18 protein-coding genes are annotated in these 19,709 nt (G+C 68.8%); 10 read left to right on the top strand and 8 right to left on the bottom strand.

What is annotated here, in order from left to right:
• Nucleotides 1-17: 17 nt before the first annotated feature.
• The 3 genes from I7S92_RS07330 to I7S92_RS07320 all read right to left on the bottom strand — a co-directional run bounded on the left by I7S92_RS07330 (nucleotide 18) and on the right by I7S92_RS07320 (nucleotide 3,604).
• Complete coding sequence (locus I7S92_RS07330; protein ID WP_197642833.1) at nucleotides 18-1,520, bottom strand: sugar ABC transporter ATP-binding protein; 1,503 nt, start codon at nucleotides 1,518-1,520, stop codon at nucleotides 18-20.
• 67 nt (nucleotides 1,521-1,587) lie between these two features.
• A complete protein-coding gene (locus tag I7S92_RS07325; protein ID WP_197642832.1) occupies nucleotides 1,588-2,520 on the bottom strand; it encodes a sugar-binding protein in 933 nt (310 codons plus the stop codon).
• Nucleotides 2,521-2,599: 79 nt separating this feature from the next.
• Complete coding sequence (locus I7S92_RS07320) at nucleotides 2,600-3,604, bottom strand: ABC transporter permease (protein WP_197642831.1); 1,005 nt, start codon at nucleotides 3,602-3,604, stop codon at nucleotides 2,600-2,602.
• A 369-nt stretch (nucleotides 3,605-3,973) separates the two neighbouring features.
• On the opposite strand from I7S92_RS07320, the gene I7S92_RS07315 reads away from it, so the two are divergent.
• Nucleotides 3,974-4,657: an aspartate/glutamate racemase family protein gene (locus I7S92_RS07315; protein ID WP_197642830.1), complete on the top strand. Its 684-nt coding sequence runs from the start codon at nucleotides 3,974-3,976 to the stop codon at nucleotides 4,655-4,657.
• Nucleotides 4,658-4,681: 24 nt separating this feature from the next.
• Nucleotides 4,682-5,737 carry an aldo/keto reductase gene (locus tag I7S92_RS07310; RefSeq protein ID WP_197642829.1) on the top strand — a complete coding sequence of 352 codons (1,056 nt, stop codon included), beginning with the start codon at nucleotides 4,682-4,684 and terminating at the stop codon, nucleotides 5,735-5,737.
• 31 nt (nucleotides 5,738-5,768) lie between these two features.
• Here the strand turns inward: I7S92_RS07310 and otnI are convergent, their stop codons facing one another.
• Together otnI and ltnD are read right to left on the bottom strand one after the other, a co-directional pair.
• Nucleotides 5,769-6,545 (bottom strand): 2-oxo-tetronate isomerase, encoded by a 777-nt coding sequence (gene otnI / locus I7S92_RS07305; protein WP_197642828.1) that lies wholly within the window; start codon nucleotides 6,543-6,545, stop codon nucleotides 5,769-5,771.
• 2 nt (nucleotides 6,546-6,547) lie between these two features.
• Complete coding sequence (ltnD, locus tag I7S92_RS07300; RefSeq protein ID WP_197642827.1) at nucleotides 6,548-7,462, bottom strand: L-threonate dehydrogenase; 915 nt, start codon at nucleotides 7,460-7,462, stop codon at nucleotides 6,548-6,550.
• A 92-nt stretch (nucleotides 7,463-7,554) separates the two neighbouring features.
• Here ltnD and otnK point away from each other — a divergent pair, with 92 nt between their 5' ends.
• Genes otnK through I7S92_RS07285 form a run of 3 tightly spaced genes read left to right on the top strand, consistent with a single transcriptional unit; the run spans nucleotide 7,555 to nucleotide 10,471 of the window.
• The gene (gene otnK, locus I7S92_RS07295) at nucleotides 7,555-8,928 is read left to right on the top strand and encodes a 3-oxo-tetronate kinase (RefSeq protein WP_242070107.1); all 1,374 of its coding nucleotides are present in this window, start codon (nucleotides 7,555-7,557) and stop codon (nucleotides 8,926-8,928) included.
• The gene (otnC, locus tag I7S92_RS07290) at nucleotides 8,921-9,562 is read left to right on the top strand and encodes a 3-oxo-tetronate 4-phosphate decarboxylase (RefSeq protein WP_197642826.1); all 642 of its coding nucleotides are present in this window, start codon (nucleotides 8,921-8,923) and stop codon (nucleotides 9,560-9,562) included. Before otnK ends, otnC begins: the two co-directional genes overlap by 8 nt.
• A 15-nt stretch (nucleotides 9,563-9,577) precedes the next feature.
• Complete coding sequence (locus tag I7S92_RS07285; RefSeq protein WP_197642825.1) at nucleotides 9,578-10,471, top strand: NAD(P)-dependent oxidoreductase; 894 nt, start codon at nucleotides 9,578-9,580, stop codon at nucleotides 10,469-10,471.
• A gap of 495 nt (nucleotides 10,472-10,966) precedes the next feature.
• Here I7S92_RS07285 and I7S92_RS07280 read toward each other — a convergent pair whose 3' ends face one another.
• The gene (locus tag I7S92_RS07280) at nucleotides 10,967-11,863 is read right to left on the bottom strand and encodes a LysR family transcriptional regulator (RefSeq protein ID WP_197642824.1); all 897 of its coding nucleotides are present in this window, start codon (nucleotides 11,861-11,863) and stop codon (nucleotides 10,967-10,969) included.
• 115 nt (nucleotides 11,864-11,978) lie between these two features.
• Between I7S92_RS07280 and I7S92_RS07275 the strand changes: the two genes are divergently transcribed.
• Genes I7S92_RS07275 through I7S92_RS07260 form a run of 4 tightly spaced genes read left to right on the top strand, consistent with a single transcriptional unit; the run spans nucleotide 11,979 to nucleotide 16,892 of the window.
• Nucleotides 11,979-13,220, top strand: a complete 1,242-nt coding sequence (locus I7S92_RS07275) for an FAD-dependent oxidoreductase (RefSeq protein ID WP_206761022.1) — start codon at nucleotides 11,979-11,981, stop codon at nucleotides 13,218-13,220.
• Between the two features lie 9 nt (nucleotides 13,221-13,229).
• Nucleotides 13,230-13,490, top strand: coding sequence for a sarcosine oxidase subunit delta (locus I7S92_RS07270; protein ID WP_197642823.1), 261 nt, complete (start codon nucleotides 13,230-13,232; stop codon nucleotides 13,488-13,490).
• Nucleotides 13,483-16,353 (top strand): 2Fe-2S iron-sulfur cluster-binding protein, encoded by a 2,871-nt coding sequence (locus I7S92_RS07265; protein WP_197642822.1) that lies wholly within the window; start codon nucleotides 13,483-13,485, stop codon nucleotides 16,351-16,353. The genes I7S92_RS07270 and I7S92_RS07265 overlap by 8 nt, the downstream gene beginning before the upstream one ends.
• A gap of 2 nt (nucleotides 16,354-16,355) precedes the next feature.
• The gene (locus I7S92_RS07260) at nucleotides 16,356-16,892 is read left to right on the top strand and encodes an aminomethyltransferase family protein (RefSeq protein WP_197642821.1); all 537 of its coding nucleotides are present in this window, start codon (nucleotides 16,356-16,358) and stop codon (nucleotides 16,890-16,892) included.
• Between the two features lie 47 nt (nucleotides 16,893-16,939).
• Here the strand turns inward: I7S92_RS07260 and I7S92_RS07255 are convergent, their stop codons facing one another.
• Both I7S92_RS07255 and I7S92_RS07250 read right to left on the bottom strand, forming a co-directional pair.
• Nucleotides 16,940-17,365, bottom strand: a complete 426-nt coding sequence (locus I7S92_RS07255) for a RidA family protein (protein WP_197642820.1) — start codon at nucleotides 17,363-17,365, stop codon at nucleotides 16,940-16,942.
• A complete protein-coding gene (locus tag I7S92_RS07250) occupies nucleotides 17,362-18,579 on the bottom strand; it encodes a pyridoxal phosphate-dependent aminotransferase (protein ID WP_197642819.1) in 1,218 nt (405 codons plus the stop codon). Before I7S92_RS07250 ends, I7S92_RS07255 begins: the two co-directional genes overlap by 4 nt.
• A 297-nt stretch (nucleotides 18,580-18,876) precedes the next feature.
• Between I7S92_RS07250 and I7S92_RS07245 the strand changes: the two genes are divergently transcribed.
• Nucleotides 18,877-19,683 (top strand): transporter substrate-binding domain-containing protein, encoded by an 807-nt coding sequence (locus I7S92_RS07245; RefSeq protein ID WP_197642818.1) that lies wholly within the window; start codon nucleotides 18,877-18,879, stop codon nucleotides 19,681-19,683.
• Nucleotides 19,684-19,709 lie beyond the last annotated feature (26 nt).

Below are 19,709 nucleotides of genomic sequence, written 5' to 3'. Positions count from 1 at the left end.
GTTTCTTCCAAGTCGTCTCAGCCCGTCGCCGCCAGCATCACCCGTTCCTGCGTCGCATCGTGGCGGCCGAGGATGCCGCTTATCCGGCCCTCCTTCAAGACGACCACCCGGTCGCTGATCGCAAGGATCTCGGGCAGGTCCGAGGAGACCACGATGATCGACATGCCCTCGGAGGCCAGCCGGTTGAGGAGCGCGTGGACCTCGGCCTTGGCGCCGATGTCGATGCCGCGGGTCGGTTCGTCCACGATCAGGATGCGCGGCCGCCGCGCCACCCATTTCGCGATCACCACCTTCTGCTGGTTGCCGCCCGACAGGTTCAGCACCTTCTGTTCGGTCGAGGGCGTCTTGATCCCCAGGCTGCGCACATAGCCGCGGCAGGCCTCGGCCTCGCGCCGGCGGTTCACCACGTCGAGGCGGCAGTAATCGGCCAGATGGGTCAGGCTGAAATTCTCGCGCACCGACATGCCCAGGACGAGGCCCTGTTCCTTGCGGTCCTCGGTCACGAAGCCGATGCCCTGCGCGATGGCGTCCGAGGGGCTTTCGATCCGCACCTCGCGCCCGTCGATGGCGATGTGGCCGACATGGGCGCGGCTGCCGAAGATCATCTCCATCACTTCGGTCCGGCCGGCCCCGACCAGGCCGAAGAAGCCCAGGATCTCGCCCTTGTGCAGCTCGAACGAGACGTCGCCGACCCGCGCGCCCTGCGCGGTCGGGCGCTTAAGCCCCAGGCCGCGCACCGACATCAGCACCTGGTCGGTGGCATGCGAGAGATGCTCGCCGAACAGCTGCGACAGGTCCCGGTCCACCATCTTGCGCACCAGCAGGTCGCGCGTCATCTCGCTGGCCGGGCGGCTGTCGACGGTCTCGCCGTCGCGCAGCACGGTGATCCGGTCGGCGATCTCGAAGATCTCGTCCATCCGGTGCGAGATGTAGACGATGCCGATATTCTGCGCCGCCAGCTTCCTGACCATGCGGGTCAGCACCGTCGCCTCGTGGTGGCTGAGCGAGGCGGTGGGTTCGTCCATGATGATCAGCCGCGAGCTGTAGGAGATCGCGCGGGCGATCTCGACCATCTGCTTCTGGCCGATGCTGAGGCTGCCCACCTTGGTATCGGGATCGATCGAGATGTCCAGCTCGGCCAGCACGGCGCGGGCGTCGGCGTTCATCCGGCGGCGGTCGATCAGTCCGGTCGCGGTCAGCGGCTCGCGGGCAAGGTAGATGTTCTCGGCCACGGTCATGTTGTTCACGACCGCCAGTTCCTGATAGATGATGCTGATGCCCAGGGCCCGGGCATGGACCGGATCGCGGATCACGGTGTCCTGCCCGTCGACCCGGATCACGCCGCCTGGGTCTGCCTTGTAGACCCCGGTCATGATCTTCATCAGCGTGCTTTTCCCGGCGCCGTTCTCACCGGCAAGGACATGCACTTCGCCCGGCCGCAGGCGCAGGTCGACCCGGTTGAGGGCCTTGACCCCTGGAAAGGTCTTCGAGATGCCGTGCATTTCGAGAAAGGGCGTCATTCGGGCCTCGCGCAGGGCTGAAAGGGAAGCGGAGGCGCGAGTTTTCGCGCGCCTCCGCCGGGCAGGATCACTTGGTGTAGCTGTCCAGGTTGCCCGCGTTCACCACGGTCACGCCGGTGTCGATGTCCTTGACCTCGCCCGCCTCGCCCTTGATCTGGGCGACCAGGCTCTCGACGGCCAGACGGCCCATCGTGACCGGGCGCTGCACCATGATGCCGTCGATGAAGCCGTCCTTCACGCCCTGCACGGTGTCGGGCAGGTCGTCGAAGGCGAAGACCTTCAGCGCGCCCTTGCGGTCCGCGAACTCTTTCTGGGCCAGCACCTTGGCCACGGCCGGGCCGCCGACCTGGCTCATGCCGAAGATGCCCGCGAGGTCGGGGTTGGCGCGCAGCAGCGCCTCGGTCACCGAGACCGCCTTGGCCAGGTCGTCCTCGGTGCCTTCCACCGCGACGATCTCGATCTCCGGATAGGCTTCCAGGGCCTTCTTCACGCCGTCGATGCGCTCGTTCAGGTTCGAGGCGCCCAGCTGGCCGGTGACGATCGCCACCTTGCCCTTGCCGCCCAGAGCCTCGGCCATGGAATTGCCCATGGTGACGCCGGCTTCGGTGTTGATCGTGCCGATATACATGCTGCGGCCGGAATTGGCGCTGTCGCTGTCGAAGGTCACGACCTTGATGCCCGCGTCCATCGCCTGCTTGATCACGCCTTCGACCGACTTCGGCTCGTTGACCGAGATCGCGATGCCGGTGACGTTGCGGGCGATCAGGTCCTCCATGATCTTGACTTGGGTCGCGCCCTGGGTGTTCTGCGGCACCACCCACTGGTAGCCTACGCCAAGCCGGTCCGCGGCTTCCTGCGCGCCGGTGTTGCAGTCGTCGAAGAACGGCACGGCCACTTTCGGCACCACGGCGATGGTGATGTCCTGGGCAAGGGCCGCGGTGCCGGCCGTCAGGGCCATGGTCACCATCGCGGCGCGGGCGGTCTTGATAAGCGTCTTCATCGTCTTTCCTCCACTCCCGGTTCGGGTCCGGGCTCCCTGGTTGTCTTGGTCTTTTGCAGGATCTGTCGCTTGCCGGGCGTCAGCCGTTTCCTCCCGTCAGCTTGCTGCGCAGCACATCGAGGCTGACCGCGATCAGGATCACGCCCCCGGTGATGGCCTGCTGCGCGTAGGTGTTGATGTTCAAAAGCACGACGCCGTTCGCGATCACGCCCACAAGCGCCGCGCCGATCACCGCGCCGGTGACGCTGCCGACGCCGCCGGCGAGACTCGCCCCGCCGATGGCGGCCGCGGCGATCACGTCCAGCTCGGACCCGAAGCCCGAGGCCGGTTCCGCCGACAGATAGCGCGAGAAGCCGATGATCCCGGCCAGCGAGGCGATGGTCGAGGACAGCACATAGACCGCCAGCTTGACCCGGCCGGTCTTCACGCCGCTCAGCCGGGCCGCATGCTCGTTGCCGCCCGTGGCATAGACGTGCCGGCCAAAGCGGGTGCGCCGCATCACCAGCGCGAAGACCACCATCAGCACCAGCATGATCACCACCGGCACCGGGACCGGGCCGACATAGCCCTGCCCCAGGACCGAGAAGACCTCGGGCGTGTCCGGCGTGACCGGGACGCCGTGGGTGATCATGTACATCAGGCCGCGCCCGATGCTGAGCGTGCCCAGTGTCGCGATGAAGGGCGGCAGGCCGATCGCGGTGATCAGAAGCCCGTTGACCAGGCCGAAGGTCACGCCCACCCCCAGCCCGGCGGCGATGCTGAAGCCGGTGCCGTATCCGGCATCGAAGCACAGCGCCGTGACCAGCGAGGCCAGCCCCATGGCAGAGCCGACCGAGAGGTCGATACCGCCGGTGATGATCACCATGACCATGCCGATGCTCATGATCGCGGTCAGCGAGAAGGCCCGGAACACCCCCATCAGGTTGTTGGTGGTCAGGAAATAGGGCGTGTAGAAGCTGATCAGCGCGCCGACGATCAGCATCGCCGCCAGCACGTTGATTTCGCGGACATGGCGCAATTGCGCCAGTTCGCGCCACAGGCTGGACGACGCCGGTGTCGCTTCGGTGGTTTTCTGGCCAGACACGGACATTCAGGCTCCTCTTTCCCGATCTTCACGCGGCCTCCGGGGACCGTCTGCTGCGCAGGCGCATTCCTGCCTGGCGCGTCTCACGGACAGGCGGCACGCCCTTTGCGGAAGGACCATGGCCCGTATGGCAACGCTGTCATTTTTTGCCGTCGGAGAAGGGCACGTCAATTGCCATTCCCGGCATAACGCCATGCCGGAAATGGCATCACCCCTCCCCGCATGCCGCGAGTTGGCCTTGTTTCCTTGGAAAACCAGCAATCCGCGCTTGCAAGTCGCACAGCGGCCGGCGCAGCATTGGCAACGCTGTCATAATCGCCCCCGTTCGATGGAGATGACCGGCGGATGGAAACCTATGGACACCGCAAGATGACCGACCCCCAACCGGCCGAGCCACGCAGTCTGGCCCTGATTCACACCGTCTCCGGGCTGATCGGCCCCTTCGACGCCCTCGCCCGGCGGCATCTGCCGGGCTGGACCCCTTTCGCCATGCTGGACGAAAGCCTGCTGCGCAACACCATCCGCGACGGGCGGCTGTCGCTTGCGACCATGCGGCGGCTGACCGCCATGGTCTGGTCGGCCGTCGACGCCGGGGCCGAGGCCGTGGTCGTGACATGCTCCTCGCTGGGACCGGCGGTCGAGGCCGCGCGGCCGCTGTGTCCGGTGCCCCTGTTCCGCATCGACCAGGGCATGGCGGCGGAAGCGGTGCAGCGCGGGCCGCGCATCGGCGTGCTGGCGACGCTGTCCACCACGCTGGACCCGACTGCCGACCTGATCCGCCGCACCGCCGAAGCCTCGGGCCAGACCTGCGCACTGACCAGCCGCCTGGCCGACGACGCCTTCGCGCTCTTGTCGGGTGGCGATACCCAGGGCCACGACCGGCTGGTCGCCGAGGCGCTGACCGGGCTTGCGCCAGAAGTGGACGTGATCGTCCTTGCCCAGGCCTCGATGGCGCGGGCGCTGGAGGCGGTCAAGGACCGGCTCGGCCCCCTGCACGTCCTTACCAGCCCCGAGCCGGGCATGGCCCATATCGCCGCAATCCTTGCAGGCTGACCCCTGCCAATCACGGAGAACATCATGGAATACAGGATATTGGGCCGCTCGGGCCTGAAGGTATCGGTCATTACGATGGGAACCTTCACCTTCGGCGGCAAGGGGGCCTTCGGCATGGTCGGCCAGCACGGCGTGCCCGAGGCGCGGCGGCTGGTCGACCTGTGCATCGACAATGGCGTGAACGTTTTCGACACCGCCAACATGTATTCGACCGGCCTGTCCGAGGAAATCCTGGGCGAGGTGCTGGACGGCCGGCGCGAGCGGGTCCTGGTCACCTCGAAGGCCCGGATGCGCATCGGCGACGGTCCGAACGACGAGGGCGTCAGCCGCCACCACCTGATCCGGGAATGCGAGCGCAGCCTGAAGCGCCTGCGGACCGACCATATCGACATCTACTACATGCACGAATGGGACGGCACGACCCCGGTCGAAGAGAAGATGGCCGCGCTCGACACGCTGATGCAGCAGGGCAAGGTCCGCTACGTCGGCTGCTCGAACTATTCCGGCTGGCACATCATGAAGTCGCTGATGGCCTCGGACCGCGACCGGCGGCCGCGGTTCGTGACCCAGCAGATCCACTACACGCTGGAAGCGCGCGAGGCCGAGTTTGAGCTGCTGCCGATCTCGGTCGATCAGGGCCTGGGCGTCCTGGTCTGGAGCCCGCTGGCCGCAGGGCTGCTGACCGGCAAGCATCGCCGGGGCCAGCCGACGCCCGAGGGCTCGCGCCAATTCGCCGGCTGGACCGAACCGCCGATCCGGGACGAGGAGAAACTCTGGTCGATCGTGGATGTGCTGGTCGAGATCGGCGAGGTGCGCGGCGTCTCGGCGGCGCAGATCGCGCTGGCCTGGCTGCTGACGCGTCCGGGCGTGTCCTCGCTGGTGGTGGGCGGCCGCAACGAGGCGCAGTTCCTGGACAATTTCGGCGCGGTGTCGCTGCGCCTGACCGCCGAGGAAATGGCCCGCCTCAACGCCGTCAGCCGCGTGCCGCTGATCTATCCCTACTGGCACCAGCGCAATTTCGCGACCGACCGCTTCTGCGAGGCGGACTGGGCGCTGCACCGCGACTACGCAGACGAATGACCCTTTGGCGCGCCCGGGTCTACTGGGCGCGTCACCCCTGGCGGAAGGCCGCCATCCAGCCCAGCCCGGCCACGGTATCGCCCGCCGGGCGGTATTCGCAGCCGACGAAACCCGCATAGTCCAGCCGGTCCAGCTCGGCCAGGATGACCGCATCCGCCAGCTCGCCCGTGCCCGGCTCATGGCGCAGGGGGACGGCGGCGATCTGGACATGGCCGATGACCGGCATAAGCTGGCGCAGGCCCGTCAGCACGTCGCCATGGATGATCTGGCGGTGATAGATGTCGAACTGCAACCGCAGGTTCGGCAGGCCCAGATCGGCGATCAGATCGGCTGCCATGTTGAAATCGTTGAGGAAATACCCTGGCATGTCGCGGGGGTTGATCGGCTCGATCATCACCTCCAGCCCCTCGGCGCCCGCCCGGTCGCACAGATGGGCCAGCGCGTCGCGATAGGCCGCCATCGCCCGACCGTCGGTCCGGTCGGCAAGCCCGCTCATCGCGTGGACGCGCTTCGCCCCCGTCGCGCGGGCATAGGCCAGGGCGGTCCGGACCGAGGCGCGGAATTCCTCCCGCCGGTCCGCCAGCGCCGCAAGCCCGCGATCTCCGCCCGCCCAGTCGCCCGGCGGCAGGTTGAACAGCGCCTGCGTCAGGCCGTTGTCCTGCAAGGCCCCGGCAATGGCGGCGGGATCGAAGTCATAGGGAAACAGGTATTCCACCGCGTCGAATCCGGCGCGGGCTGCCGCTGCGAAACGATCCACGAAGGGATGCTCGCCGAACATCATGGTCAGGTTGGCGGCGAACCTCGGCATGGTCAGGCCCCCATCCCCGGAAGCTCCAGCCCCACAAGCCCGGCGATCATCCGCGCGACCGAGGCATCGTCGTCACGCCCCATCCCGGCGGCGGCTGTCATCACGAACATCTGCAGCGCCATGGCGGCGATCGGCGTCGGGAACTTCAGCCCCCGGCCGATGTCCGAGACGATGCCCAGATCCTTGGTGAAGATCTCGACCGCGCTGCGGGGCGCATAATCGCCGTCCAGGATGTGCGGCACCCGGTTCTCGAACATCCAGGAATTGCCGGCCGAGGCGGTGATGACCTCGTAAACCTTTGCAATGTCGAGGTTCATCGCCTTGGCGAAGGTGATCGCCTCGCAGGCGGCGGCGATATGGACGCCGGCCAGAAGCTGGTTCACGATCTTGAAGGCCGCGCCGGTTCCCGCGTCATCGCCCAGCTCGTAGACCTTGGCGGCGATCGCATCCAGCACCGGGCGCAGGCGCTGGAACACCCCGGCCGGACCCGAGGCCATGATCGTCAGCTCGCCCGCCGCCGCGCGCACCGCGCCGCCGCTGATCGGCGCGTCCAGGTAGCCAAGGCCCAGTTCCGCGCAGCGCGCCGCAAGCGCCCGCGCCGCTTCGGGGGACATGGTGGCGCTGGAGACCACGATTCCCCCCCTGGCCAGGGCGGGTGCGGCCCCGTCCGGCCCGAAGAGCGCCGTTTCGGTCTGCGCCGCGTTGACGACCACGGAAAGCACGACATCCGCGCCCCGCGCAGCCTCGGCCGGGCTCGCGGCCCCTTGCCCCCCCGCTTCGGCAAAGCGTTTCAGCGCCTCGGCATTCGGGTCGTAGCCGGTCACGGCGAAGCCGCGCTTCCGCAAGGATGCCGCCATGCCCAGGCCCATCGACCCCAGGCCCAGGACGCAGATCCGCAGGTCAGTAGTGGCGTTCATGGTGTTCCCTCAAATCCCCAAGGCGCGTGGTCCCTTGACAGGGCATCAATGATAGCGTTGTCATTGCTATCGTTAGCGCAGGAATCGAGGCCATGGCAAGGGCCACGTTCATCCGGGCGGGACAGGGTGCGATGGGGGCGGGCCGCGAGAGGCTGGCTGCAGCCCCGGACAAGGGGAAGGACGGCGGCGTGCGGATCGGGGCTGTGGCAGACGACATCACCGGGGCGACGGACCTGTGCCTGATGCTGGCGCGCGAAGGCTTGCGCACGGTCCAGGTAATGGGCATCCCGCAGCCGGGCACCCGCCTGCCGGATGCCGATGCCGTGGTCATCGCCTTGAAATCTCGGTCTATTCCCGCGTCCGAGGCGGTCGGAATGTCTTGCTCGGCCGCCGATGCCCTGCGCGCGGCGGGGGCGGAACAGATCCTGTTCAAGTACTGTTCGACCTTCGATTCGACGGATCAGGGCAACATCGGCCCGGTGGCGGCAGCCCTGATGGATCTGACCGGATGCCCGCTGACCATCGCCTGCCCCGCCTTCCCGGCGGCGGGGCGGACGACCTACAAGGGCCACCTTTTCGTCGGCGATACACTCTTGTCCGACAGCCCGCTGAAGGATCATCCGCTGAACCCGATGCGGGACTCGAACCTGGTCCGGGTGTTGCAAAGACAGACAGCGCTGCCAATCGGCCTGGTGCAGATCGCCACCATCCGGCGCGGGGTCGCGGCGCTGCGCGAGGAGTTCGCCGCGCGGCAGGCGGCGGGCGAGCGCATCCTGATCGTGGACACTCTGAGCGACGACGACCTTCGCACCATCGGCGCGGCCTGCGAGGACATGGCCCTGGTGACCGGCGGCTCGGGGATCGGGCTGGGGCTGGCGGCGAATTTCATTCGCAGCGGCAAGGTCAGGCCGCAGCCGATCGCGCGCCGGATGCGGGCCCCGACGGGTCGTCCGGTGGTGCTGGCGGGCTCGTGCTCGGCGGCGACGCTGGGCCAGATCGAGGCGGCCCGCAGCGCCGGTCTCCCGCTGCTGGCGCTGGACCCAGAGGCCCTGGCGGAAGGGCGGCAGACCCCGGCGGATATCGCCGCCTGGGCCATCGCGCAGCCGGCGGACCACCCGCCGGTGATATACTCCAGTGCCGCCCCGGATACCCTGCGGACCGTGCAGGACCGTCTGGGCCGGCACCAGGCGGGCAGCCTGATCGAGGCCGTCCTGGCCGAAACCGCCCGCCGTTTGCGCGACGCGGGGTTTTCGCGTTTCCTGATCGCCGGGGGCGAGACGTCGGGCGCGGTGGTTGCGGCGCTGGACGTGACCATGCTGCACATCGGCCCCGAGATCGCGCCCGGCGTACCCTGGACCCGCAGCGCGACCCGCCCGGAGCTTGCGCTTGCGCTCAAGTCCGGCAATTTCGGCGGGCCCGACTTCTTCCTGCGGGCCTGGGACCTGCTGGAGCCCGAAGATGTCTGACGAAACCCGCGCCCGCGACGAGATCTGCCGCGTCGGGGCCTCGCTCTTCGACCGGGGCCTGACGGCGGGGTCCTCGGGCAACATCTCGGTCCGGCTGGAGGATGGCGGCTGGCTGATGACGCCGACCGATGTCTCGATGGGCGCGCTCGACCCCGCCCGCCTGTCGCGCTTCGACGCCAAGGGGTGCCTTCTGTCCGGCGACGCGCCGACGAAGGAGGCGTTCCTGCATTTCTCGATGTATGGCGAGCGCGCCGATGCGGCGGCCGTCGTGCACCTGCACTCCAGCCATGCCACCGCCGTCAGCATCCTGCGCGACGTCGACCCGCAGGACGTGCTGCCCGCGCTGACCGCCTATTACGTCATGCGGGTGGGCCGCCTGCCGCTGGTCCCCTACTTCGCGCCGGGCGATCCCGACCTGGCCCATGCCGTCAAGGCACTGGCCAGCCGGCATCATGCGGTCCTGCTGGCCAACCACGGCCCGGTCGTCGCCGGCACCTCGCTTGCCAATGCGCAACATGCCACGGAAGAACTGGAAGAGACCGCCAAGCTGTTCCTCATGCTGCAAAATCATGCCCTGCGGACGTTGACACCGGATCAGGTGGCAGACCTGCGCAGGCGCTTCAATCTGACCTGAGACCGGAGACCAAGAATGACCGCTGCGAAAGAGAAGATCGGCTTTGTCGGAACCGGCCTGATGGGCCATGGCATGGCGAAGAACATCGTCGAGAAGGGCTATCCCCTGACCGTCACCGCGCATCGCAACCGCGCCCCGGTCGAGGATCTGGTCGCGCGCGGCGCGACCGAGGCCGCCTCGCTGGCGGACCTGGCGCGCGGTTCGTCGATCGTCTTCCTCTGTCTCACCGGCTCTCCCGAGGTGGCGGCGGCGGTGGCGGCGCTGAAGCCGGGGCTGGCCCGGGGCACGGTGGTCGTCGACTGCTCGACCTCGGACCCGACCGTCACCCTGCGCCTTGCCGCCGAACTGGCCGAGATCGGCGTCGATTTCGCCGATGCCCCCCTCAGCCGCACCCCGAAGGAGGCCTGGGAGGGCACGCTGGATTGCATGGTGGGCGCCACGCCCGAGATCTTTGCCCGCATCCAGCCCGTGATCGCCACCTGGGCGGCCAAGATCGTCCATATCGGCGGGATCGGCGACGGCCACAAGATGAAGCTGCTGAACAACTTCCTGTCGCTCGGCTATGCCGCGCTCTATTCCGAGGCGCTGGCCCTGTCGCGCAAGGTGGGCATTCCGGTGGCCGAGTTCGACAAGGTGATCCGCGGCGGCCGGATGGATTGCGGCTTCTACCAGACCTTCATGGGCTATGCGCTGGAGGGCAACCGCGAGGCGCACAGGTTCACCATCGGCAACGCCTACAAGGACATGCGCTATGTCGAGGCGATGGCGAATGCGGCGACCATGGCGACGCCCATGGCCAGCGCGGTCAAGAATTCCTTCGCGCTGGCGATGGCAACCGGCGGCAGCGGTCCGGCCGACTTCGTCCCGCATCTCTCGGATTTCGTGGCGCGAGCCAACGGAGTGGGCTGACCACGACGCGCGGCGCCTCAGATGGCGCGGCCGGGAATTTTTCTTCTGGCAAAGAACAGCGGAACGGCTGCGCCTGGCGCATCGCTCCGTCTCATCCCGAGCCTCTCGAGGCGGCGAAGCGCAGGATCCTCGCCGCGTCCCACGCGGTACAGCCAGGACATCAATGTTTCCAGACGGCCCATTTCTCTCCCCCAGATGGCACCTCGATGTCCGCGTAACCCTCAGGGTTGCGCAAAGCATGGCCAGTCTGAGAAAATTTGCGGAAGAATCTTGTCAGGAAATTGGACTGCGTCCGGTTCGTGGACGATCCCGTTCCCGACAGCGCGCTGTTGCGCCAGAACGAGAGGCAGGGCTGTGCGTTCACGGTGCTGCAAAAGGCGACCGGCGAAGATTCGCTCTGCAAGACAAGCGTCCCGGCTTGCCGTCGATCACCAGGTGCGGGCCAGGCAGCGGATCATGAAGGTGCCCCCTGCGCTTGCCGGGACGGGCAACCTGTCACTCGACAGCTGGGACCGCGCCTGACCCGGCGAACCCGGCCGCCATCCAGTCGATGAAATCCCGCGCCGCGCTGCCGGTCTTGCGCGCGGGGTTCCGGCCCAGCGTCAGCACATGCGAGGTCGCGACCCCCGGTCCCGCCAAGGGATGAAGGCTGCCGGAGGCGATGAAGGATTCGGCATAGGTGGAATAGACCACCGTCACCCCCGCCCCTCCGGCCGCAAGCGCGAGCGCGGTGGAGGCATTGTCGGCGCGCAGGGCCGGCATCCGCGGCGCGCGCGTCCGGCCCGCCCCGTCGGCCCAGAGGTCCCAGAAGGCATAGCGGCCCAGCACCTCGATCTGCGGCAGGTCGTCCAGCGCCCCGCCCGCGCGCAGATGCGCCGCGTCAGCCGCGCTGCCGACCAGGACCAGCCGCTCGCGGCCCAGCACGATCGCCTCGGCCGGACGCTGCGCCTCGTCCAGGATCGCGATGCTGACATCGGCCAGTTCCAGGTTCGGGTCGGTCCAGATCGAGCTGTTCAGCTGCACCGCCACCCCGGCATGGCCGGAAACGAAGCCCGCGAGGCGCGGCGCCAGCCACAGGTTCAGGAAGGAGATCGGGCCCGAGACCGTCAGGCTCTGGTGCAGGCGCCGCCCGGTGAGGCCGCGCGTCACCGCCTCGGCCATGTCCAGCGCCTGGGTCACGCCCGGCAGATAGGCCTTTCCGGCCGAGGAGAGGTCGAGCCCGTTGGCGTGGCGATGGAACAGCGGGCGGCCGAAATACCGTTCCAGCGCCCGCACCCGCTGACTGATCGCCGCCTGGGTGCAGTTCAGCTCGGCCGCGGCACGGGTGAAGCTGAGATGGCGGGCCGCGGCCTCGAAGGCCTGGAGGCAGACGAGATGGGGAAGCTCGCGCATGACTCGATCCTGTTTTTGGACCCCATAACGAAATCGACGTCTGAGCGCCAGTATCGCTTTCTTGCGACAGAGGCCCGCGGCGCGCCATCTGGCGCAAACCCGAGGAGTTCCCCCGATGCCCTTCGCCCTGCTTCGCTACGGCCTGCGCCGCGCGCACCGGCCATTCGACGACATCCCGCCGACCCCGCCGCTGCGGCAAAGCTATGACGTGGCGATCATCGGCGGCGGCGGCCACGGGCTGGCGGCGGCCTATTACCTGTCGCACCACCACGGCATCCGGTCGGTGGCGGTACTGGAAAAGGGCTATCTCGCGGGCGGCAACACCGCGCGCAACACCACCACGATCCGCTCGAACTACCTGACGCAGGCCTCGATCCGCTTCTACCGGGAAGCGGTCTCGCTGTTCGGGACCATGTCGCAGGACCTGGGGTTCAACGTCATGTTCTCGCAGCGCGGGCAGCTGACGCTGGCGCATTCCGAGGCGACGATGCGCAGCTTCCACCTGCGCGCCGAGATGGGCAAGCACGCGGGCACCGGGGTCGAGGTGGTCGACGCCCGGACAGTGCGCGAGCTTTGCCCGCACCTGAACATGGACGAGGGTGGCCAGCACGAGGTCCTGGGCGGCCTGTGGCACAAGGACGGCGGCACCGCGCGGCATGATGCGGTGGCCTGGGGCTATGCCAAGCGCGCCGCCGAAAAGGGAGTGGAGATCCACCAGCGCACGACCGTCACCGCCATCCGCAGCCAGGGCGACCGCGTGACCGAGATCGTGACCGACCGCGGCACGATCCGGGCGGGACAGGTCCTGCAGGCGGCCGGAGGGCTGAACGGGCAGATCGCCGAACTGGCCGGTTTCCCGCTGCCGATCCGCTGCTTTCCGCTGCAGGCGATGGTCACCCAGCCGCTGAAACCCTTCCTGCACACGCTGGTCTCCTCGGCCAACCTGCACACCTATCTGGTGCAGTCCTCGCGCGGGGAAATCGTGATCGGCGGGGGGTCCGACCCCTATCAGCTGGCCTCGACCCGTTCCACCTTCGACCAGAAGGAGGCCCTGGCCCAGGGCGCGCTGCACCTGTTCCCCTTCCTGCACAACGTCCGGCTCTTGCGGCAATGGGCCGGAATCACCGACATGACGCCGGACTACAGCCCGATCATGGGCGCCTCGCCGCTGGCGAACTACTGGCTGGACGCCGGCTGGGGCACCTGGGGGTTCAAGGCGACCCCGGTGGCCGGAAAATACATGGCCGAGACCATCGCCACCGGCCGCGTCCCCGACATCATCGCGCCTTTCGCCCTGGACCGCTTCGACCGTTTCGCCCTTCTGAACGAGATGGGCGCCACGGCCGCCAGCCACTGAGGAGCAAGCATGAAACGCCTGACCTGCCCGATGAACGGGCCGCGCGACATCACCGAGTTCCAGTATCTCGGCCCCCTGCGGTCCACCCGAGCCGAGGACCCGTCCGCCGTCACCCGACACCTCTTTTACGCCGGGAACCCGATCGGCCCGCTGGTGGAATGGTGGCGGCACCGCCCCTCGAACACGGTGTTCCTGGCCGAACGCCATACCGGCACGGACCGGATCATCCGCACCTGGCTGCCCGACGGATCGGAGACGCAGAATGCCTGACACCCAACGCCTTCCCGCCCCCTGGGGTAGCCGGATCGACCGCGCGCGGCAGCTGGACTTCCGCTTCGACGGCCGGTCCTTTTCGGGCCATCCCGGAGATACCGTGGCCAGCGCACTTGTCGCCCAGGGCCGATGGGTGCTGTCGCGGTCGTTCAAGTATCATCGCCCGCGCGGGCCGATGACCTTTGCCGGGACGGATGCGAACACGCTGGTCCAGATCGGCCCCGAACCCAACGTCCGCGCCGACCTGCGCGCGCTGGAACCGGGCATGGAGGTGAGCGCACAGAACACCTCGCACAGCGCCGAGCGCGACCTGAACAGCCTGCTGGGTCTCTTCGGCCGCTTCATGCCGGTGGGGTTCTATTACCGCAGCTTCTTCGGCCCTGGGAAGAACAGCTGGCTGAAGCTGTGGGAGCCGATCATCCGCAAATCGGCGGGGCTGGGGCAGATCGACCCGGGGCAACCGCCGGCTTCCTATGCCAGGCGCAACCTGGCCTGCGACGTGCTGGTCGTCGGCGCGGGGCCCGCCGGAATGGCCGCCGCCACCAGCGCCGCCGCCGCCGGGGCCGAGGTGGTGCTGGTCGAGGCCGATCCCGAGACCGGCGGTGCGCTGACCTACGGCCGGAACGGGCAACAGGCGCTTGCCCAGGCGCGGGCGGCGCTGGAGGCGAGCGGGGTGCGTGTGCTGACCGGGGCGACCTGCAACGGCTGGTATGCCGACAACTTCCTGCCGGTCCTGCAGGGCAGCACGCTCTGGCGCCTGCGGGCGGCGCAGGTGATCCTGGCGACCGGGACGCAGGACCAGCCGCTGGTCTTCCGCAACAACGACCTGCCGGGGATCGTCACCGCCTCGGGGGTGCAGCGGCTGATGCGGCACCATGCCGTGCGCCCCGGCCGCAGAGCCGTGGTCGTCGCGGGCACCCCGCATGGCGTGGACGCGGCCGAGGACCTGGCCGAGGCCGGGGTGGCCATCGCCGCCGTGCTGATCCCGCCCGAGGCCAGCCTGCCCGCCGAGTTGCGCGCCAGGCTGACCGGGCGCGGATTGCGCGTGCTGACCGAGGCCCATGTGACCGAGGCGCGGGGCAAGCGACACCTGAGCGGGCTGGTAGCGGAAAGCCCCGAGGGGCGCGAGACTTTCGAGTGCGACCTGGCGGTGATCGACGCGGGCGCGACGCCCGGCTACCAGCTGGCGCTGCATGCCGGAGCGAAGCTGGGCTTCGACGATGCGCGCCAGTCCTTCACCCTGTCGAACCTGCCCGAGGGGCTGCGCCTTGCCGGATCGGTCGCGGGGCACCACACCCCGGCCAGCGTCGTCCGCAGCGGCGAGATCGCCGGTGCAGAAGCGGCCCGCGCCCTGGGACACGAGGCCCCTGCCCTGTCCTCCCTGCCCGACCCCGAGGCCGCCTGGCACCGCACCTATCCGGTTCCTGCCGCCAGCAAGGCCGGGCGCGATTTCGTCGATTTCGACGAGGATCTGCAGGTGAAGGACATCGCCAATGCCGTCGCGGACGGCTACCGCGAGCTGGAACTGGTGAAACGCTACTCCACCGTCGGCATGGGTCCGTCGCAGGGGCGGCATTCGGCCCTTGCCACGGCGCGGATCGTGGCGCGGGAAACCGGGCGTCAGGTGGGCGACATCGGCATCACCACCGCGCGCCCGCCGTTCGGGCCCGAGAAGCTGGGCCTTCTGGCCGGGCCGCTGCGCGAACCCTACCGGCTGACGGCGATGCATGACTGGCACCGGAAGGCTGGCGCGGCGATGGTCGCGGCGGGCAACTGGTGGCGGCCGCTGCACTATGCCGGCAAGGCCGCCGACCCGCAGGCCGCCATCGCCGACGAGGTGCGGCTAGTGCGCGAGGGCGCGGGGATGCTGGACGTCTCGACCCTTGGCAAGCTGGCGGTGCGCGGCCCCGATGCCGGGGCCTTCCTCGACCGGATCTACACCATGGCCCATGCCGCCCAGCCGGTCGGCCGGGTGCGCTATTGCCTGATGCTGAACGACATGGGCTCGGTCATCGACGACGGCGTGGCCTGGCGCATGGCCGGGGATGACTTCTACGTCACCGCCACCACCGGCGCCGTCGACCGCGTCTTCACCGAGATGAGCTTGCTCAACACGCAATGGCGGATGCAGGTCGACATCCAGAATGTCACCTCGGCCTTCGCGGCGATCAACCTGACCGGCCCGAAGGCGCGCGCGGTCCTGGAGCGGCTGGGCGGCGACATCGCGGTGGGCGCGGCGGATTTCGGCTTTCTCGAGGGGCGCTCGGGCAGCATCGGCGGCCACCCGGTGCGGATCATGCGCATCGGCTTTTCGGGCGAGGTCAGCTATGAGCTGCACACCCCGCGCTCGCATGGGCTGGCGCTGTGGCAGGCGCTCCTGGAGGCGGGCGCAGCCGTCGGCCTGCGGCCCTATGGGTTGGAGGCGTCGCGCATCCTGCGGCTGGAGAAGGGCCATATCATCATCGGGCAGGATACGGATGCGCTGACCACGCCCGAGGAGCTGGACATGGGCTGGGCGCTGTCGAAGAAGAAGCCATATTTCCTGGGCAAGCCCGCCCTGGACAAGCGCCGGGAGATCGGGCTGACGCGCCGTCTCTGCCGCTTCGTCCTGCCGGTCGAGGCAGGCCGCGCGGTGGGGGAATCCTCGCTGGTGCTGCGCCAGGGCCAGCCGGTGGGCTTCGTGACCTCGGTCGCGCGGTCGCCGACGCTGGGACAGGTGATCGGCCTTGCCTATGCCCATCCCGAGGATGCCGTCGCGGGCGGCACGATCCGCCTGCGCGACCGCAAGGGAGTGGAGCGCGCGGCGAAAGTCGTCGCCCATGCCTTCTACGACCCGGACAACAAGCGCCAGGAGGTATGATCATGGCCGCACATGTGACGGCACTTCCCCGGACCGGGGACTTCGACGCCACCCTGCACGACCGGACCGGCTGGCCCCGGCTGGGCCTGCGCGGGCCGGCCACGGCCGGTTGGTGCGCCGCCGCCGGCCTGCCCTTCCCGGAGGCCGTCAATACCGTGGCGACGGCCGGCGGCGTCCGGGTGGCGCGGCTGGGCCGGACCGAGCTTCTGGTCCTGGCCCCGGCGGGCGACACCGGGCTGCCCCGGCCCGCGCCCGCGGTTGCGGCGGCCTATGACGGCCACCGCGAGGAGACCTGGGCCTGGTTCCGGCTGGAGGGTGCGGGCACCCTGGCCGCGCTCTCGGCGATGACTTCGGCCGATCTGCGCCCCGCCGTCAGCCCGGCCGGAAGCGTGGTGCAGACCCGGCTGGCCGGACTGGATGCGGTGCTGGTGCTCGTCTCGGGCGAGGCCGGGCCTGCGGTGGACATCTTCGTCGACATCGCCGCGGCCGAGTATTTCCAGGCCGCAATGGGCGACCGTTGCCCGAACGTCCGGCAATAGGACCAGCGCCCGCGACAGGTTTCCTGTCGCGGGCGCTGTCAGGAGGTTCAGCGACCTGCGGCGACGACCAGCTGAATCTCGACCGGGGCATCCCCCGGCAGGCTGGCGACCCCGATGGCCGCACGGGCGCAGCGGCCGCGCTCGCCCAGTTCCTCGCGCAGAACGGCCGAGGCGAAGTCGGCAAGCCGGGAATGGGCGGTGAAGCCCGGCCCGGTGGCGATGTAGACCGTCATGCTCAGGACCTGGGCAATCGCTTCCCCCGGCGCCAGTAGGGCACGCGTCGCGGTCAGCGCGTTGCGGCAGGCCAGGACCACGGGTTCGCGGTAATCCCCGACCGGCGCATCGGCACGGGCTGGCCCGATGAACATCAGCTGACCCGCTTGCCGGGGGGTCATCCCGGCAGTGGTGATCAGGTCGCCATGGCGGGTGGCCGGGACGTAGTCGCCTTGCGGGACCGGCGGCGCATCGGTCATCGGCGATACCTCTCGACCAGCGCGGCCAGCCGCTCCACCGCCGCGACGGCCGCCGCGTGGTCCTGCGAGAAGTTCAGCCGGATGCTGTCGGCGCAGTGCGGGCTGAACTCGGTCCCCGGCGTCACGGTCACCCCGGCCTGCAGCCGCAGCGCGCGGACGAACTGCGCCGGCGTGATGGTCAGCGCGGGCAGGCGCGGGAAGAGGTAGCTTCCGGCCTCGGGCGCGCGGACGCTGCAGCCGGGGATCGCGGCGAAGCGGGCCACGAGGTCGTCGCGGATCGCCTGGTGCCGGGCGATCCGCTCGGCCATCCAGCCCTCGGGCTCGGCGAACCAGCCGCGCAACACCGCCTGCGAATAGCCCGGCGCCCGCAGCGAGACGATGGCCTGCAGCTTCTCCATCCGCGACACGATCTGCGGCGCGCCGAAGGCCACGCCCAGCCGGTAGCCGCTGAGCGATTCGGTCTTGGATGGGCCCAGGATGGTGACCAGGTTGTCCGACCCCGGCATCGCCGCGCGCAGATGGGTATAGGCGCAGCCGCTGTAGAGAAGCCGCGAATAAAGCTGGTCCACGATCACCGTCGCCCCGTATTCCGCCGCCAGGGCGGCGATCCGGGCGATCTCGGCCGGGGAATAGACCGTCCCGGCCGGGTTGTTCGGGTTCGAGAACAGGAAGGTCCTGGCCCCGGCCCGGAAGGCGGCCTCGAGCCCGGCAAGGTCCAGCCCCGCCTCGCCCGGCGCGGCGGATGCGTGGTGCATCTGCACCGGCAGCATCTCGGCCTCCAGGAACTCCACCAGCTTGCGGTTGGCGAAATAGTCGGGCTGCACGATGGCCACCTTGTCGCCGCGCGTCACCGTCGCGGCCACGGCGAGGAACAGCGCGCCCTGCGTGCCCGGCGTCAGGATCAGCCCGTCGCGCGCATCGACGGGGGCTCCGGTGAACGCCACCAGCCGCGCCGCCGCCGCCTCGCGGATGCCCATGTCGCCGCGATATTCGGTGTAGGCCTGCGCGCCGCCGAGGGCCACGCCGGCCGCGAAGAGATCGAAGCTGCCGGGCGAGGGCGGATGCGCGTCCACATCGCCATGCGAGAAATCGACCGGCCGGCCGTCAAGCCGGTCGCCCCGCAGCACCCCGGCCAGACCCTCGTCGGTCTGGCGCACCTCCTGCCCCGGGGCATTGTCATTGGCAAGTCGGGCGAATTTGTCCTGGATCGACATCTGGTTTTCCTTGGAATGCCGTTATCCCCACCTTCTTACCGCCGGGAACAAGGATGGCAAAACTGCGCCTTGTTTTTTCAAAGATAGGAAAACCTTTCATCCCGTCGAACGCGCATCCGCATGGGAAACCCAGGCGGTCAAGCCGCAAACACCCCATGTTTTCCTTCTTCTGAAGCGGCAAAAACGCGTTTCCGCAGTTTGCCCCTTTCCCATAGCGTCGGCGCCACCTGCGGCAGGCGCCTTCGCACCGGCGAAACCGGCCTGCGGTGATCGTGAAGAATTGACAGGAGGATACCCATGAAGACCGCCCTTACGGCCGCGACCGCGCTGGTCGCGCTGATGGCCGCCGGACTTGCCGCGGCCGATACGCTGGAAGACATCAAGTCCGCCGGCAAGATCGTCGTCGGCGTGAAGCAGGATTACCGCCCCTGGGGCTATCTGGACGCCAGCGGCAAGACCATCGGCTTCGAGATCGACCTGGCGCAGGATGTGGCCACCCGCCTTGGCGTCGAGCTGGAGCTGGTGCCGGTCGTCGCCTCGAACCGGATGGAGTTCCTGCAGCAGGGCAAGATCGACCTGATCATCGCGACGCTCGGCGACACCGAAGAGCGCCGCAAGGTCGTCGGCATGATCGAGCCGAACTATTACGCCAGCGGCGCGAACGTGCTGTTGCCGAAGGCCGCGGGCGTCGCGACCTGGCAGGACCTGTCGGGCAAGGACATCTGCGCGCTGCAGGGATCGTATTACAACAAGAAGGTCCAGCAGGACTATGGCGCCAACCTGGTCGCCTTCGCGGGCGTGCCCGAGGCCACCGCCGCGCTGGCCAACGGGTCCTGCCTGGGCTTCCTGTACGACAACACCTGGATCGAAAGCCAGGTCGCCTCGGATCCGCAATGGGCCGAATACCACATGCCGCTGCCGACCGAACAGCTGACCCCCTGGGCCATCGCAGTCCCGCTGGAAGACCTTGAGGGACCCTACGGGACGTTCATGCACGACGTTTCGACCGAATGGCACAAGTCCGGCTTCCTGATCGAGCGCAACGCCGCGAACGGCATCGCGCCGAACCCCTTCCTGCAGGAACAGCACGACAAGCTTCAGTAGGCCGCAAGGCCATCGGCCCGGTCCGC

It is taken from the genome of Tabrizicola soli (genome assembly GCF_015999335.1).
Taxonomy (GTDB): domain Bacteria; phylum Pseudomonadota; class Alphaproteobacteria; order Rhodobacterales; family Rhodobacteraceae; genus Tabrizicola; species Tabrizicola soli.
Note: the sequence above shows the minus strand (reverse complement) of the source record. Positions and strands in the feature narration are given on the sequence as shown.

Excerpts from the sequence above, each read along its gene's own strand:
- I7S92_RS07330 (WP_197642833.1), bottom strand. The coding sequence starts at position 1,520 with ATGACGCCCTTTCTCGAAATGCACGGCATCTCGAAGACCTTTCCAGGG.
- I7S92_RS07325 (WP_197642832.1), bottom strand. The coding sequence starts at position 2,520 with ATGAAGACGCTTATCAAGACCGCCCGCGCCGCGATGGTGACCATGGCC.
- I7S92_RS07315 (WP_197642830.1), top strand. The coding sequence starts at position 3,974 with ATGACCGACCCCCAACCGGCCGAGCCACGCAGTCTGGCCCTGATTCAC.
- I7S92_RS07310 (WP_197642829.1), top strand. The coding sequence starts at position 4,682 with ATGGAATACAGGATATTGGGCCGCTCGGGCCTGAAGGTATCGGTCATT.
- otnI (WP_197642828.1), bottom strand. The coding sequence starts at position 6,545 with ATGCCGAGGTTCGCCGCCAACCTGACCATGATGTTCGGCGAGCATCCC.
- ltnD (WP_197642827.1), bottom strand. The coding sequence starts at position 7,462 with ATGAACGCCACTACTGACCTGCGGATCTGCGTCCTGGGCCTGGGGTCG.
- otnK (WP_242070107.1), top strand. The coding sequence starts at position 7,555 with ATGGCAAGGGCCACGTTCATCCGGGCGGGACAGGGTGCGATGGGGGCG.
- otnC (WP_197642826.1), top strand. The coding sequence starts at position 8,921 with ATGTCTGACGAAACCCGCGCCCGCGACGAGATCTGCCGCGTCGGGGCC.
- I7S92_RS07285 (WP_197642825.1), top strand. The coding sequence starts at position 9,578 with ATGACCGCTGCGAAAGAGAAGATCGGCTTTGTCGGAACCGGCCTGATG.
- I7S92_RS07280 (WP_197642824.1), bottom strand. The coding sequence starts at position 11,863 with ATGCGCGAGCTTCCCCATCTCGTCTGCCTCCAGGCCTTCGAGGCCGCG.
- I7S92_RS07275 (WP_206761022.1), top strand. The coding sequence starts at position 11,979 with ATGCCCTTCGCCCTGCTTCGCTACGGCCTGCGCCGCGCGCACCGGCCA.
- I7S92_RS07270 (WP_197642823.1), top strand. The coding sequence starts at position 13,230 with ATGAAACGCCTGACCTGCCCGATGAACGGGCCGCGCGACATCACCGAG.
- I7S92_RS07265 (WP_197642822.1), top strand. The coding sequence starts at position 13,483 with ATGCCTGACACCCAACGCCTTCCCGCCCCCTGGGGTAGCCGGATCGAC.
- I7S92_RS07260 (WP_197642821.1), top strand. The coding sequence starts at position 16,356 with ATGGCCGCACATGTGACGGCACTTCCCCGGACCGGGGACTTCGACGCC.
- I7S92_RS07255 (WP_197642820.1), bottom strand. The coding sequence starts at position 17,365 with ATGACCGATGCGCCGCCGGTCCCGCAAGGCGACTACGTCCCGGCCACC.
- I7S92_RS07250 (WP_197642819.1), bottom strand. The coding sequence starts at position 18,579 with ATGTCGATCCAGGACAAATTCGCCCGACTTGCCAATGACAATGCCCCG.
- I7S92_RS07245 (WP_197642818.1), top strand. The coding sequence starts at position 18,877 with ATGAAGACCGCCCTTACGGCCGCGACCGCGCTGGTCGCGCTGATGGCC.